The organism is Olleya sp. NP1-10, assembly GCF_055804415.1.
Genome location: NZ_CM147840.1, coordinates 2,027,442 through 2,043,099, shown reverse-complemented (window position 1 = coordinate 2,043,099; position 15,658 = coordinate 2,027,442). Strand labels below are relative to the sequence as shown.

Below are 15,658 nucleotides of genomic sequence, written 5' to 3'. Positions count from 1 at the left end.
ATGAATAACCTATATAAAGCCTTCCTATTTATTTGTCTATTTGCATTAAGCTGTAATAGTGATGACGATCAACAAGAAGAAGTAGCCTTTAACGTTACGGAACTTTTAGAAGATGTTACAAATTACCAAATACTGCCAAGTGTCGTTAATTTTAAAACGGAAAGTAATACATTAAACACTAGTATCGAAACCTATTTAAATACTTTAACTGAAGCTAATTTAAGTCTTGCTAAAGACCAATGGAAAATAACAGCTAAAGCGTATGCTAATATTTATGCCTTTAATATTGGTGATGTTAGAGATCAATTTATGCATTTAGCATTATACAATTGGCCAACACTACCTAGTGCTTTAGAAAACGTTATTAATGACAATGATGCTATTACTGAAGAATTGTTAGCAACTAAAAGTCCACAAATTAAAACACTGTCTGCTTTAGAGTATTTATTGTTTAATACAGATATTACCACTGTAAACACTCAATTTATTGATGATATTAAAAGACAAGATTATTTAAAATACACAGCCTTAGATTTAAAATCACAATCAGAAAGACTGGTTGGTATCTGGAATAGTCCTGGTAATTACGCTAGTACTTTTATTGATAATAATGAAAGCGGAATAAGAGACTCGTTTAATAGATTATACAATGGTTTATATAATTTGATAGATACAGGAAAGGTTACTAAAATTGGAAAACCTGCAGGTTTAGAAAATTCTCAAATTACAAATCCAGAACTTACACAAGCTTATTTTAGTAGTTTATCATTAGCTATTTTAAAAGAAAACATTAATAGCGTTAAAAACGTGTATTTTAATTCTGAAGGTTTAGGTATTGATGATTATGTCTACCACATTATAAAGAATAATGATTTAAATCAAGCTGTAGAAAATAAAATAGAAGACGTACAAAATGCAATTGATGCTATTCCTGTACCTTTATTTGACGCTATAAATTCTCATCCTGATTTAGTAACACATTTACATACAGAACTTGACGCACTAGGCATATTATTTAGTGTTGATGTTAGAAGTATTTTATCCATTATTATCACATCTACAGATAATGATGGAGATTAAAAATAAAAAAGCCCACTTTAAAAGTGGGCTTTTTTTAACTATAATTAAAATTAAGCTTGAGCATTTTGTGGTGCCCAATGTGAACATAACATTCCTGGTGCAGCTTTTTGCGGATTAGCACAGTTAGTAGATTCATAACGTGCACAAGTCCCACAATTAGGATCATTTTTTAGTGCAGCTTTCATTTCAAAGCTATCACAAGTATAATTATCACTTACTTTTACAGCGTGTACTTTACATACTTCATTCTCAGTTAAATTCTCACAATTTACGCAGCTATTTCCTATTCTTATTGACATAATTTTTCTTCTTTTATAGATTAATACTATTTAAAGATATTAAAACATTAAGTCAAAAACCAAACAAACACACTGATTAGCAACAGTTTCTATTTAGACTGTCTTAAAATAAATGAGTGATTTTAAAATTTCACTTCCAAAGTTGTGTAAAAATTACGGTTGGCAGACGGTATGATTCCTGGTCCTGGATAACCTGTAGCACGTCTTGTATAATAAGCATTATCCAATACATTGTTAACACCTGCTTCAAGCTTAAATTGCTTGTACTTGTAAGATAAAGACAAGTCTAAAACATCATAAGCTGGTATCTGACCAACAACTCCACTTAAATTTCCATCAACTGAATTTGTTGCGTCTGTAAACTGAGACGACAAATAGGTATACTGTATGTTAGATAAAAAATCTTTATAACCTAGTCTAACACCTGTTTTAAAGTTGTAGTTTGGTATAAATTCCACATTATTACCCTCTACTCCTATTGCATCAGACCTTGTATATTCTGAGTCTACATAAGAAAAGTTAACATAGTAGTTAAAAATATAATCTTCGTTTTTAAGCAATAGGCTTTCTAAGTTAAATTCTACTAAACTCTCTACACCATACATCATAGCATCACCAACATTACCTCTTTCGGTTTTAATACTTGTATCTTCTAAAACTCGTTGAACTAAACCTATTCTATCGTTATAAAATAAGCTAAAAGCACTAACATCAAAGGATACTTTATTGGATAGTTTTCCTCTTATACCTGCATCCACAGTAAACCCACTTTCGTCATCAATATCAGGACTAATAATGAAGGCTGGATTATTAATACTGATATCCGAGAATGTTACAGATCTGTAGTTTTGAGATAGGTTTCCGTAGACTTCAAAGGTATTACTTGGTTTATAACTTGCACCTAAGCCTAAAAGTACAAACGAGCGTTCTCTGGTTAAATCGTCCTCTGTAAATTCATTTAAAATAATATTACCAGCTCCATCGGTATTAATTTGCCTATAAAAACCATCACTTTGTGTATTAATATATTCAAATCTAAAACCTGGTGTTATAGACAGTTTATCATTTAAATACACTATATTTTCTCCAAAAACAGCAACGTTTAAATTAGGGTACGTATAACTTGATTGATTAGAATAATTAGGAAAGGTTTCATATTGAAAATCAAAATTAGGATCAAAACCATCACTTCCTGGTCCTTGCTCAGAGGTGTTTTCGGCTTTATAAAACTTAGCACCTAATAATCCTATAGCTTTTTTATTAAACAGGTTATAATTGGTTAGCACTCTAGTTTCAAAACCAAAATTATCAAATTCGCCTTTAATTAAATCTCTAACGCCATTACTATCCCCTTGATCCACACGATTAGATCTATAACCTAATGCATTTCTTGAAGCATTTAATCCAAATGCGTTAAATGTAAAATTTGTGTTTTCAGAAAATTGATGTGATAACTTTAAATTATACAACAACCAATCTACCTGAAACCAATTACGTTCTCTATTACTTTGGTAAGGATCGTCTTCAAACATATCATCATTTAATCCTCCAGCTTGTTTTGCTAAATATCTTAAATACGTCACCTCACCTTCCAACTTCGTTTTATCATTAAATTGATACCCTAAATGTGCGTAAAAATTTTTAGACTCAAAGTTAGAGTTATCTCTAAACCCATCTCCTTTTTTATAATTAAAAAAAGTATAATAGCTAAACTTACCTTTAGTACCACTAGCACTTGTAAAGTTGGTATAAAGTCCATTACTTCCGACGGTATTTCTTGTAATAACTTCTAATGGTTTTTGTGTGTTTGGTGTTTTCATTTCAAAGTTTACCAAACCTCCAAATTGCGTTCCGTATTGTAGTGATGCAGCACCTCTAACAATTTGTATTTCTTGTAAGGCTTCAGCAGTTGGTGTGTAATAACTCTCAGGATATCCTAACACATCTGCGCTAATATCATAACCATTTTGACGAGTATTAAAATTAGCGGTTCTGTTTGGGTCTAAACCACGACCACCAATATTTAACTGTAAACCTGCATCATCATTTTGATAAATATTTAAACCAGCCACTTGACTATATAATTGCCTTGCATTATTCGCACCAAGATTAGCCATAGACTGGTCTACTAAAACCACCTCTGTCTTTTTTCCTGCGTAAATAGCAGTTTCTTCAACATCTGCCAGTCGGTTTAAACTAAATAATTTTGCTTTTCTAACCGTAATTTCTACTTCTGATAAAGTGGTTTCCGTTAAAGGAAATAATTTAATACTTAAATTTTCAGCATCAGCTGTATTTATGGTTTGTTCTAAAACTTCGTATTCATAATCAAAAAAGGTTAATTTTAAAGTTTCTTTTTCAGTAGTAAAACTAAAAAAACCATTAGGATCCGACATGGTTACTAACCCTTTTGCAGAGTCATAAACACCAATATTACTTAATGCTTCGTCTTTATGATTAATAATAGTACCGGAAATTTTTTGTTGTGCCATCATGCTAAAAGCAGATAACGTTACTAGTAATAATAGGTTAAAGTCCTTTAATTTCATCTTTAAATGGTAAAATCCAATCTTTGTGTTTAAATGATTCTTTTTCTTGGTACAAATTTACGCTTTCGTCAACAAATAATTGACTTAATCTTCCATTTAAAGCCACATAACTTTTGGCGTAAACCTGTACACCTTTATGACCTTGACTACTAAAATGATCTCCTAAATAATGAGCGTATTCTAGTATAAAATCTGGCTGAGAACTCATTTGTTTTTCTTGTAATGGTGTTAAAAAATCCGAGTTGTTAACCAAAAATGAATTCCCATATTTATCTACAATTTTAAACGTAGTGTTTCCCATTTTTTCCATTAACATCACACGCCATGATAAACGGTAACCTTCCTCTGTCCAAAATAATTCGCCTGGATATAATAAATATCTAAACGGAAATAATAATTGTATTGTAAAAAATAATCCTACTATTGGTAGTATTAACCTATTATACCTTACAGCGTATGCTTGTTTATATTGTATAGGTTTCGCTTTCGCGGAAATAAAGCCAAGCATCGACTTTATTTTATTTAATATTTTATGATGTATAGTAGCATCAAAAAAGATTATTGCACTAACTATCATTACAAAAGGAAACATGCCTATTGGAAATAAAACTCTTGTAAATACATGGAAAAAAATAACAAATAAAAAGGCTACAAAGCGTGTACGTTTATACAATAGAAAAAACGGAATAAGTAAATCATACAACATACCAGACCAACTCATAGCAAAGTGAAACCACTCTTGCTGCATCACAGTTTCGCCAATAAATGGTAAATCGTATTTAGAAGGCAGCCAAATTTTTAAAGGCTGTGCTCTAAATAACCAATCACTATTAATTTTAGCCAATCCTGCATAAAAATAAACGATACCCAATAGCAATTTAATACTATCTACACACCATTTAGGTATGGTATTAAAAGCTTTTTTAGACTTATAATTATCTAAAGAAAAGTAGGCATTAGCAGGTAAAAAAATCATTAAAAAGCTAAGTATGCTTATAAAATAATAATGATTTAAATACACGGTTTTATCCATTAACTCTATATAAGTAAAGCTAATAAAAAAGGTAATTATAGCCAATTTATACTTATAACCTATAGCTACAAAAATGGCAGACAGACCACATATTAAAAATAATATATAGGTGTAATTACCTAAAACATGAACCCACTCAAAACCATAATACTTGAAATGAAATTTTGGTTGGACATATACCGTTTCAATCCATCCTTTTAACCAAAAACGGAGTATTCCATAACACATCATTACACCAAAACCAATCCTAAACACTGCTAAAGTTGCAGCATCTGTGGTTTTGTTTAAATATGTTTTAAAGCTAAAATTCATGTTACAAAAAAAGGTTGATATATTACAATCAACCTTTAAAATTAGTGTTATTTAGTATTAATCACCATCAGCATCTTGATAATCAACGCTTACATCAAATGCTTGTAACATATCAACTTTTAAAGATACGACTACTAACTGTAATGCATCATAAGCTTCGTTCATTTTAGTATTATCGATTTCCACTTGAGTTTTTAAATCTTGATTTAAAAGTAGAATTTTCTCTCTAGCATCATCTATTCTGGTATTAATAAGTGTTGCTAAATCTGTTCTACCTAACTGAACTAAATAAGAATAAAAGCCTTCTCCAATTTCTGAACTAATAGACGTTTTACCGTTAAAAATATTTTGAGCATTATCTAAAGCTAAAATTGCTAAATCTCTTGAATTATTTCCATTGTATATAGCCTCTGCCTTTTCAGGTAAAGGATTTGTTGAAAAAACTCCTGCAGGAATACCAATTTTATTTGCTCTTAAACCTTTTTCAAAATAAAAAATATAATCGTTGATAAATTTATTTACAGCACTTGTTAAGGTATTACTTGTACTAGAAACAAATAAAGATCTGTAATTTGTTGTCCAATCTGTAAGAACTTCTTCGGTAATCGTGTTCATAGCTTCTATCAAATCTGTTAAATACGTGATGTATTTTACGTCTTGATATTTGTTTAATAGCTCTGTATCAGAGTCTGCTAAACCATAAAGCATATAATCTAATGCAGGAAACCCAACTGCATCATTATTATTGTCATGCGTTAAGTCATAGTTTCCATTTTCAATATTACTTTCAATATTATCTACATCTGTAGGATATATATTCATTTGGTTACGGTAACTAATAACTTCGGCTTGACCGATATCAAAAGGTTCTACTAATTGCCATTTTTTATAAGCATCTAACCAAGCTGCTCTTAAATTATCTAAATTAACTTGATCTGGACTAGCAACAAATGTTGAGTTAGCATCAGAAAATGTTTCTAAAGAGGTTTTGAAGCTTTCAAGACTTGGTATTATAATATTGTCTGCCAAATTGGTTTGCATGGCAGCTCTATTATAATTGTCTACAACACCATTGTCATTAGAATCATCAGATTCTGAACATGCTGCTACTAATACAAATACCGCAAAAATGTAAATTAACTTTTTCATATAAATAATAATTTTTCTTTTTTCAGTGTGCAAAAATACTTAATAGTAGCCATTAAAATAAATGACTACTATTAATAAGTAAAATCTTAACTTCCTGCTTGCTCAGTTGTGAAGCTAAACTCTGCTGAAATTGTATCAGAAAGAGTATCTAAAGTTTCGGCAGTTACATCCCAAAAACCATCACCTTGCATTAAAGAGTCTGTTAAAAACAATACTTCGTCTTTAGAAAAATATGGTTCAGTAGTACCTGGTTTTCTTGTGAACTGTAAGCTATAAATAAATCCGTAAGCTTCAGATAATGCGTGAAAAGCTGATGCATTACTTGTTCCTAGATTATTTTTTCCTTGTTGTAAATAATAGATTGCTCTAACTGCAATTACTTGAGATATTTTCTCTCTAATAATGTCTGCTTGAGCATCACGTACGTCATAATCTTTAGCTACAATTGCAGCACGACCTAATTTAAACGCGTTGTATACATCCATTGCAATACCATTAAAGTCTGTATCGCTATCTACTCTTGATAAATACTCGTTTAAAAAGTTATCTGCTCCTAAAACTGGAACAGCTGGATTGTCTTCGTTACCATATAAATAACCATAAGCTTCATCCCATTTATGTTCCATAGTAGTGTAATTATTATCACCATCTAAAACAGCTGCATCATTATTTGCAACATTATCTCCTGCATCTAAAACTGAAGGACTTAAGTAGTTGTTTAATATTTGATCTGTCATCAAAGCACCTATCAAACTTTTTGCAAAGGCTTGGTTATATTCTAAACCTTGTTCATTGACATAACGTGTAGTTCCTCCACCAGCTTGTTGTAATTGACCTGCATAACCAGCTGTTGCGATAGTTGTCCAGTTAGGGAATACATCCTCTACTTGTGCAAAAATATAATAATCAAATATTGCTTTTATTGTTGCTGCATCTGTAGTATTTGCTGAGAAATAATCTGTAGAAGCTGCTGTTTTACTTCTAATGCTTTTGTTTGATGCATTTAAATCTGCATCACTAAAATCTGCATTACCTTCTTCATGAGCAAACATCGCATCTAAAGTTGCTTCTGTATTAGAAGTGTCTAAAAAACCTGCGATTAACTCTTGAGCCATTTGAATACGCGTAGTCTGACCACTAAAGTTAACTGTTGTACTTCCATCTCTTTCAAAAGTATATGTGTCTGGTGTTGTTACAGAAGTCGTTGGAGTAACGTTTCCTCCGTCATCGTCGCTAGAACATGAGGTTAATGATAAAGTTGCTAATGCTGCTAATCCGAATACAATTTTTTTCATTTAAAAATAATTTTGTTTCTATTATTATTTAGACTAATTACAGATAGACCTGTAATTTTTATGCAAAAATAAAAACCAAAAGCTTTTATCACAAGTTTATTTAGACCAAATTTAAATTAAAGTTATATTTTAAATTTAAAAAACTGAATTACAACAAGTTATAATAGTTAAAAATCTTTCAATTTTATTGAAAGACAATGTATTTGGTTAATGATATGCATTAAAAATCTTAGAAGCCTCATTATAAGCACTTTCAAAAGACATAGCATGTAGATTATTTACTTTTTTTGAAGTTAAATAAGACAATACCTTTTCTGTTGGCATGTTACCAGTTAAGTCATCTTTAGCCATTGGACAACCACCAAAACCTTGAATAGCTCCATCAAAACGCTTGCAACCTGCTCTATAGGCTGAATCCACTTTTTCAAACCAAGTATCTGGTGTGGTATGCAAGTGCGCACCAAACTCTATATTTTGATATTCTGGAATTAAATTAGAAAATAAATAGTCAATATTTTCAGGGTTTGAAGTCCCAACAGTATCACTTAAAGACAAGATTTTTACTCCCATTTTGCTTAAACGTTCCGTCCACTCTCCTACTATATTCACATCCCAAGGGTCACCATATGGATTACCAAATCCCATTGATATATAAACCACAACTTCTTTGTTAGCTGCATCTGCCTGATTTAAAATATCTTGAAGTAAAACTATAGATTGTGCAATAGTCTTATGCGTGTTACGCATTTGAAAATTTTCTGAAATAGAAAATGGATAGCCTAAATAATCAATCTCAGGATGTTTGCACGCATCAGAAGCTCCTCTAGAGTTAGCTATAATTGATAACAATTTACTTTTTGTTTGACTTAAATCTAATTGTGCTAAAACTTCTGCTGTGTCAACCATTTGTGGTATGGCTTTAGGTGACACAAAACTACCAAAGTCAATTGTATCAAAACCAACACGAAGCAAAGATTGGATATATTGTACTTTTTGTTTTGTAGGAATAAACTGTTTAATGCCTTGCATGGCATCTCTAGGACATTCTATAACTTTAACTTGGTTTGACATTTGCACTTTGTATTGTTCTATAAAAGTACTTTATTTTTCTGAAAGAAAGATGAAAATTGCAATTCCAATAAAGACCACAATTTGTAACCATTTTAAAATCAGACCAATATTTTTATTTTGTTTTAAGTAATCCGAAATAAATCCAGCTAAAATTGCGATTAATGCAAAAACAACAAAAGACGTAGTCATAAATAATAATCCTAAAACATAAAATTGAGTAACCGTATTAATACTGTCACTATATAAATAAGCAGGAAAAAATGCCAAAAAGAAAATAGAGACTTTTGGGTTAAGCACATTCATGATGACACCTTGCTTAAATAACTGTCCTAAGCTTTTTTTAGGGACTGCTGCATCAGACAAGGTTACATTAGCGTCACTTTTAAAAACTTTATAAGCTAGGTATAATAGGTATATTGCTCCTAAGGCTTTGATTATAAAAAAAGAGAATCACTTTCTTTTATAATTGCAGAGACACCAAAGGCTACTAAAGTTGTATGGACTAAACAACCAGAAATTAAACCACATACCGTCGCTAATCCATATTTACGACCATTAGTAATACTTTGCATTAACACATAAATATTATCTGGTCCTGGCGAAATTGCTAAAGCTGCTGTGGCAAGAATAAAACTGAAAAGAATTTCAAAATTCATTTAGCTTTTGTTTAAAATAGCTTGGTTTATCTTTTTAATTAAACTTGGACCTTCATACACAAATCCTGTATAAATTTGCACTAAATCTGCTCCTGCTTCAATTTTCTCTAATGCGTCTTTAGCCGAATGTATTCCGCCAACTCCAATTATAGGAAAAGCTTTATTACTTTTTTCAGCTAGGTATTTGATAACTTTAGTAGACTTTTCTTTTACTGGTTGACCACTAACACCTCCATTACCTATCTCTAACAATCTTTTTGCGGAAGCTTTAAGATTAGAGCGATCCACAGAAGTGTTACTAGCAATTACACCATCCAAATTGGTTTCTGCAATAAGCTCAATAATTTCATCTAATTGATTATTATTCAAGTCTGGAGCAATTTTTAATACAATTGGTTTTTGCTTATCAAACGTTTTATTAGCTTTTTGCACTGCTCCTATTAACTCTAATAAATAGTCTTTATCATTTAATTTAGCATGACTACCAACATTTGGACAACTAACATTTAGCACAAAATAATCTACATATGGATGTAAACCATTAAAACATTCCAAGTAGTCTTTAGTATAATCTTCAGGTTTAGTCTGTGTGTTTTTGCCAATGTTACCACCAATAATAAGCTTGCCTTTATTTTTTTTAAGTTGAAGTATTGCTTGTTCTAATCCTTCGTTATTAAAGCCCATTCTATTAATAATCCCTTGATCGTCTTTTAATCTAAATAGACGTTGTTTTGGATTACCAGCTTGACCCTTTGGTGTAACGGTTCCTATTTCAATAAAACCAAAACCAAAATTAGCAAGTTCGTTATATAACACTGCATTTTTATCAAAACCTGCTGCTAATCCTACTGGGTTTTTAAAGGTTAAACCAAATAACTTACGCTCTAGTTTAGGATCTTCAATGGTATATAAACGTCTAAAAAGTTTAGACATTCCAGGAATTTTAGAAGTCGATTTTACTAATGAAAACGTGAAATGATGGATTTTTTCAGGATCGAAACTAAAAAAATTGGTCTTAGAAGGGATTTGTACATCTTAATAGGTTTGCACAAAAGTAATTCTAATTAAAAAATTGAGCAATTCAAAAGCTAAAAAACTTAATAATCGTAACTTTGACCTACAGTTAAATTAATTAATTTAGCTATAATATGTAAGCGAATAATTAAAGTATAAAATCACAACAAAATGATTTCAAAAGAAGATATAATTAAAAGGTTTGTAAGTTATGTTACAGTAGATACTGAGTCTGATCCTGCTAGTGACACCACACCTAGTACTGCCAAACAATGGGATTTAGCTAACGCTTTGGTTGACGAGCTAAAAGCTATTGGTATGCAAGATGTGACTATAGATAAGCATGCTTATATTATGGCTACTTTACCAAGTAATGTAGATCATGACGTACCAACTATTGGTTTTATATCTCATTTTGATACGACTCCAGATTTTACAGGAGCCAATGTAAAACCTCAGATTATTGATGTTTATGATGGTAAAGACATTGTCCTTAATGCTGATGAAAACATTGTATTATCACCAGATTATTTTGAAGATTTATTACAATACAAAGGTCAAACTATTATTACTACAGACGGAACAACACTTTTAGGTGCTGATGATAAGGCTGGAATTACAGAGATTATTTCGGCAATGGAATACCTTGTTGCTAATCCACAAATTAAACACGGAACAATTAGAGTTGGATTTACTCCTGATGAAGAAATTGGTCGTGGCGCTCATAAATTTGATGTCGAAAAATTTGGTGCTGATTGGGCTTATACCATGGATGGTAGCCAAATTGGAGAATTAGAATACGAAAATTTTAATGCTGCAGGTGCAGTTGTTAAAGTGAAAGGTAAAATAGTACATCCTGGTTATGCTAAAGGTAAAATGGTAAACTCAATGTACATTGCAACCGAGTTTATAAACTCGTTACCAAGACTTGAAACTCCAGAACATACTGAGGGTTACCAAGGTTTTTTCCACCTATACTCTATCTCAGGTGAAGTAGAAGAAACTGTTTTAGAATATATTATAAGAGATCACGATTTAGGTCATTTTGAAGCTAGAAAAGAAGTGATGAAAAAATTAACTGATGAATTAAATAGCCAATACGAAAGAGAGGTTGTTACTATTGAAATTAAAGATCAGTATTTTAATATGAAAGAAAAGGTAGAACCTGTAATGCATATTGTAGATATTGCTGAAGAAGCTATGAAACAATTAAACATTACACCACTTATAAAAGCAATTCGTGGTGGTACAGATGGATCACAATTAAGTTATATGGGTTTACCTTGTCCTAACATTTTTGCAGGAGGACATAATTTTCATGGTCGTTATGAGTATGTTCCTGTAGAAAGCATGATTAAAGCTACTGAAGTGATTTGTAAAATTGCAGAAATAACTGCTGAACAAAACAAATAAAATATTATGAAAAAAATATTAATACTTTCTGCTATTGCACTGTGTACAATAGCTTGCAAAACAGATAAAAAACAATCAAATATTACAACTGAAGTTGCTACAAAAACAGAGACTTTACCTGTTGTTACTGAAGTTGCACAATTTACAGGTCAACAAGTAACAGGTGTTACAGTTAATGAGACTGGACGTCTGTTTGTTAATTTTCCTAGATGGAGACCAACAGTTAAGCACTCTGTAACCGAAATTGTAAACGGACAATCTATACCATTTCCAAATAAAAATTGGAACAACTGGACAGAAGACGCTACAGTAACAGATTCTACTTTTGTAGCTGTACAATCTGTAGTCGCTTCTCAAAACGAATTGTTTGTAGTGGACACAAGAAACCCTTTTTTAAAGGTGTTTTATCTAACCCTAAAATATTTGTATTTAATCTGAAAGGCAATACGCTTAAACGCATCTACACATTAAGTGACGATGTGTTTTTCAAAGACTCTTATATTAATGATGTACGCATAGATCGTAAAAATAACGTTGCATATTTTACAGATTCTGGACATGCAGGTCTACTTATTTTAAATTTAGATAATGGTAATTTTAAACGAGTATTAACAGATCATACCTCTACAACTGCAGAAGTTGACCATCTAACTATTAACGGTAAACAATGGGTAAACACAGTACATTCCGACGGTATTGCATTAAACCAGATTGATAACACACTATATTTTCATGCCTTAACTGGTTACACTTTATATGCAGTATCAACTGATGTTTTAATTAATGGTACAGATCAACAAATTGAAGCAGCTGTTGAAGTTGTTGATAAGACTGCAGCACCTGACGGAATGATTTTTGATCAATCTGGGAATCTTTATTATGCAGATTTAGAAAATAATGCCATATTAAAAAGAGATATAAAAGGAACGACAACCACTATAGCTAAAGGTGATTTAGTACGTTGGGCTGATACCTTCAGTATTTATAATGGAGATTTATATTACACTAATTCCAGAATTAACGAGATTACTGGACCTATTCCTACAATGACCTTTCAGGTTAATAAAATAAGTCTTAAATAATTAGTTATCTTAGTATTAAGAACAATATCAATCTTTTTTTGATTGATACATAAAAAAGTCAAAACATAGGTTTTGGCTTTTTTTGTACATAATTGAATGTTTTAATTTCACGTTTTATTTCAAAATATATTCACAATCAACTTATTTAAAACTATTCCTTAAGTAATCACAAATTTAGGGACACTCTTTTTTTGTAATCATTTACAAAATCTATCGTCTAACAATATCTAACACTGTGCTAAATACTTAATAGGCAATGATTATAAAAGAAAAACAACTAATTTATACCACTGGAATAATCGGTTTGATTGCGAGTATAACTGTAGGTCTAGGTGAATTCTTATTACACTACAGTACTCAATTAACTGGAAATACAGAAAACTATAACTTCTTTACATTTGTACCAAAAAACAATCTTATTGCAGGGCATTTTCTAGCAGTTTTAGGTACTCCTTTGTACTTTGTAGGCTATTACCACATCTACAAAATGTTGAAAGAAAACAAATGGGCTTTTTTTGTATTCACCCTAGGTATTATAGCATTTACTATAGGAGGTTTCTGGATAACTTCCAGAGCTTTTTTAGGCACCATTGTACATCTAAAATTAGACATTAATTATAATATCTATACACAAATCCTAGATAATTACACTTTAATAAGTGAATCGTTAGTGCAAGTCTTAAGAGTTGTAATATTACTATTATCTGTGTTTTTTATTATTTCAATACTGAAATCACAATCATACTATGATAAATGGATGGCTATTACTAATCCTATTGTATTACTAATAACCGTCTTTGCTATTTATTTTGTTACACCTAGAATAGGACAATACATAGCACCTATTGCTATGAATGTAGTCCATTTTATACTATTTAGTTTATCTCTATACCAATTCAATAAAAATTATAAAAAATTATAAATATGAAGTTTTTAAAATATATCTTTCTTGGGCTTTTAACAATCGTACTTTTAGCAGTAATACTAATAGCGTTTAGATTTGGAACAGATGGAAATAATCCATACGATAACACTATTAATACCAATCTAATACCAACATTTAATGAAGTCTCTATAGATTTTATTCAAGAACACAACACTAAAGAATCGCTTCCTGTTATAGCTTCAACATTAATTGATATTAATAATGATGGAATTGACGAATTGTTTTTAGGAGGTGGATATAATCAACAAGATCAATTATTTCAATTTAAAAACCAGGGGTTTTTATCAATTTCAAACCTCGTAAAACTTCCTAAAAAAAGTAAAGTTACCACTTTAGGAGCAGCCTCGGCAGATTTTGATAATAATGGTTTTTCCGATTTAATTATATCTCGTGAAGATGGAATCACTATATATTATAATAAAGAAGGTGTTTTTACACCAAATAAAATTAATTATAATTTAGCAGATAATGCGACGCCTCTTGGTTTTGCTTTAGGTGATATTGATAAAGATGGTGATATTGACATATTTATATCTAATTACATTAGAAAAAAACAAATGCAAGGTCAAAATAATTTTACAGAAGGTTATGGACCGCAAAGTCAATTATTATTAAATAACGGAGACAATACTTTTACTGATACTACAGCTAATTCTGGATTAGCTTACAACCACAATACATTTATGGGCATTTTTATTGACATAGATAATGATAGTTGGTTAGATTTAATTGTAGCACATGACACAGGAGAGGTTAAAACCTATAAAAACAATAGAAATGGAACCTTTAAAAACATGCTTAACCCTACATCAAACTTTTATGCCTACCCTATGGGTATTGCTGTTGGTGACTACAATAACGATGGTAAGGTAGATTTTATGTTTTCTAATACAGGATCTACAGCTCCACATTTTTTAGCACGAGGAGACGTCGATGAAAATAAATTCAATTCTGATTGGATCTTCTTTGAAAACAAAGGTGATTTCAAATTTGAAAACGCAGCGGACAAAGTTAAAGTCGCCGATTTTGAATTTTCATGGGGAGCTGTAATGGCTGATATGAATAATGATGGTTTACAAGAGTTAATTGTTGCAGAAAACTATGTCGAATTTCCGCCCCATAAACTATTCAAATTACCTGGGCGATTTTTAACACAAAAAACAGACCATACCTTTGTTGCTACTGAAGATGAAAGTGGGGTTACAAATAAAAATTATGCTATTACTCCATTAATTAGTGACTTTAATCAAGATGGCTATCAAGATCTTATATGGGTAAACATCTCAGGTCCAGCAAAAGCCTTTATTAATAAAGGAGGAACAAATAATTACTTACAATTATCATTTACCGAAAGTTTTGAAAATATCGGAGCGAAAATAAACGTCACAACTACCTCTGGAAAAACAATAACAGAAGACTATATAATCGGGGAAGGCTTAGTCTCTGATCAAAGCGCAACAATCACAATTGGTTTAGGAAAAGATACCATTAAAAGCGTAACAATAACTTATATAGATGGAACTATACAATATTTAGATGATGTCAAAATAAATTCAAGAGTAATCGTTACAAAAATGGTTTCTTTAGAAGATGAAACATCAAATAAAACATTGATTGAATAATCTTTTAAAATATTTGATTAATCTAATATTTCTGTTTGGTATATACGGAGCAGGTACTTTAGCTTATAAACATTTTTATTACGGTAATATTTGTCCAACAATTGCAAATTTACCGGCTTGCTATATTATTTTAGTGT

At 30.9% G+C, this 15,658-nt stretch carries 12 protein-coding genes and 2 pseudogenes; 6 read left to right on the top strand and 8 right to left on the bottom strand.

What is annotated here, in order from left to right:
* Complete coding sequence (locus AC0L4B_RS09425) at positions 1–1,080, top strand: imelysin family protein (protein WP_473436698.1); 1,080 nt, start codon at positions 1–3, stop codon at positions 1,078–1,080.
* A gap of 50 nt (positions 1,081–1,130) precedes the next feature.
* Here AC0L4B_RS09425 and AC0L4B_RS09420 read toward each other — a convergent pair whose 3' ends face one another.
* The 8 genes and pseudogenes from AC0L4B_RS09420 to AC0L4B_RS09385 form a co-directional block, all read right to left on the bottom strand.
* Positions 1,131–1,379, bottom strand: a complete 249-nt coding sequence (locus tag AC0L4B_RS09420) for a hypothetical protein (protein ID WP_028607928.1) — start codon at positions 1,377–1,379, stop codon at positions 1,131–1,133.
* A gap of 122 nt (positions 1,380–1,501) precedes the next feature.
* Positions 1,502–3,928 carry a TonB-dependent receptor family protein gene (locus AC0L4B_RS09415; protein ID WP_473436697.1) on the bottom strand — a complete coding sequence of 809 codons (2,427 nt, stop codon included), beginning with the start codon at positions 3,926–3,928 and terminating at the stop codon, positions 1,502–1,504.
* Complete coding sequence (locus AC0L4B_RS09410; protein WP_473436696.1) at positions 3,909–5,273, bottom strand: HTTM domain-containing protein; 1,365 nt, start codon at positions 5,271–5,273, stop codon at positions 3,909–3,911. The genes AC0L4B_RS09415 and AC0L4B_RS09410 overlap by 20 nt, the downstream gene beginning before the upstream one ends.
* Before the next feature lie 57 nt (positions 5,274–5,330).
* A complete protein-coding gene (locus AC0L4B_RS09405; RefSeq protein ID WP_473436695.1) occupies positions 5,331–6,422 on the bottom strand; it encodes an imelysin family protein in 1,092 nt (363 codons plus the stop codon).
* Positions 6,423–6,508: 86 nt separating this feature from the next.
* Positions 6,509–7,717 carry a DUF4856 domain-containing protein gene (locus AC0L4B_RS09400; RefSeq protein ID WP_473436694.1) on the bottom strand — a complete coding sequence of 403 codons (1,209 nt, stop codon included), beginning with the start codon at positions 7,715–7,717 and terminating at the stop codon, positions 6,509–6,511.
* A 207-nt stretch (positions 7,718–7,924) separates the two neighbouring features.
* The gene (locus tag AC0L4B_RS09395; protein WP_473436693.1) at positions 7,925–8,788 is read right to left on the bottom strand and encodes a hydroxymethylglutaryl-CoA lyase; all 864 of its coding nucleotides are present in this window, start codon (positions 8,786–8,788) and stop codon (positions 7,925–7,927) included.
* 30 nt (positions 8,789–8,818) lie between these two features.
* Positions 8,819–9,444 (bottom strand): annotated as a pseudogene (locus tag AC0L4B_RS09390) (LysE family translocator).
* Positions 9,445–10,478: pseudogene (locus tag AC0L4B_RS09385) on the bottom strand (quinone-dependent dihydroorotate dehydrogenase).
* Positions 10,479–10,629: 151 nt separating this feature from the next.
* Between AC0L4B_RS09385 and pepT the strand changes: the two are divergent.
* The 5 genes from pepT (at position 10,630) to AC0L4B_RS09360 (ending at position 15,521) form a co-directional block, all read left to right on the top strand.
* On the top strand, positions 10,630–11,871 hold the full coding sequence (pepT, locus tag AC0L4B_RS09380) for a peptidase T (RefSeq protein ID WP_473436692.1): 1,242 nt from the start codon (positions 10,630–10,632) through the stop codon (positions 11,869–11,871).
* 6 nt (positions 11,872–11,877) lie between these two features.
* Positions 11,878–12,309, top strand: a complete 432-nt coding sequence (locus tag AC0L4B_RS09375; protein ID WP_473436691.1) for a hypothetical protein — start codon at positions 11,878–11,880, stop codon at positions 12,307–12,309.
* Positions 12,210–12,953 carry an L-dopachrome tautomerase-related protein gene (locus tag AC0L4B_RS09370; RefSeq protein ID WP_473439424.1) on the top strand — a complete coding sequence of 248 codons (744 nt, stop codon included), beginning with the start codon at positions 12,210–12,212 and terminating at the stop codon, positions 12,951–12,953. Before AC0L4B_RS09375 ends, AC0L4B_RS09370 begins: the two co-directional genes overlap by 100 nt.
* Positions 12,954–13,209: 256 nt before the next feature.
* Positions 13,210–13,875, top strand: a complete 666-nt coding sequence (locus tag AC0L4B_RS09365; protein WP_473436690.1) for a DUF6796 family protein — start codon at positions 13,210–13,212, stop codon at positions 13,873–13,875.
* A 2-nt stretch (positions 13,876–13,877) separates the two neighbouring features.
* Complete coding sequence (locus AC0L4B_RS09360; protein WP_473436689.1) at positions 13,878–15,521, top strand: FG-GAP repeat domain-containing protein; 1,644 nt, start codon at positions 13,878–13,880, stop codon at positions 15,519–15,521.
* Positions 15,522–15,658 lie beyond the last annotated feature (137 nt).

What these genes read in the sequence shown, in the direction of transcription:
- AC0L4B_RS09425 (WP_473436698.1), top strand. Translation starts at nt 1, where the DNA reads ATGAATAACCTATATAAAGCCTTCCTATTTATTTGTCTATTTGCATTA.
- AC0L4B_RS09420 (WP_028607928.1), bottom strand. Translation starts at nt 1,379, where the DNA reads ATGTCAATAAGAATAGGAAATAGCTGCGTAAATTGTGAGAATTTAACT.
- AC0L4B_RS09415 (WP_473436697.1), bottom strand. Translation starts at nt 3,928, where the DNA reads ATGAAATTAAAGGACTTTAACCTATTATTACTAGTAACGTTATCTGCT.
- AC0L4B_RS09410 (WP_473436696.1), bottom strand. Translation starts at nt 5,273, where the DNA reads ATGAATTTTAGCTTTAAAACATATTTAAACAAAACCACAGATGCTGCA.
- AC0L4B_RS09405 (WP_473436695.1), bottom strand. Translation starts at nt 6,422, where the DNA reads ATGAAAAAGTTAATTTACATTTTTGCGGTATTTGTATTAGTAGCAGCA.
- AC0L4B_RS09400 (WP_473436694.1), bottom strand. Translation starts at nt 7,717, where the DNA reads ATGAAAAAAATTGTATTCGGATTAGCAGCATTAGCAACTTTATCATTA.
- AC0L4B_RS09395 (WP_473436693.1), bottom strand. Translation starts at nt 8,788, where the DNA reads ATGTCAAACCAAGTTAAAGTTATAGAATGTCCTAGAGATGCCATGCAA.
- pepT (WP_473436692.1), top strand. Translation starts at nt 10,630, where the DNA reads ATGATTTCAAAAGAAGATATAATTAAAAGGTTTGTAAGTTATGTTACA.
- AC0L4B_RS09375 (WP_473436691.1), top strand. Translation starts at nt 11,878, where the DNA reads ATGAAAAAAATATTAATACTTTCTGCTATTGCACTGTGTACAATAGCT.
- AC0L4B_RS09365 (WP_473436690.1), top strand. Translation starts at nt 13,210, where the DNA reads ATGATTATAAAAGAAAAACAACTAATTTATACCACTGGAATAATCGGT.
- AC0L4B_RS09360 (WP_473436689.1), top strand. Translation starts at nt 13,878, where the DNA reads ATGAAGTTTTTAAAATATATCTTTCTTGGGCTTTTAACAATCGTACTT.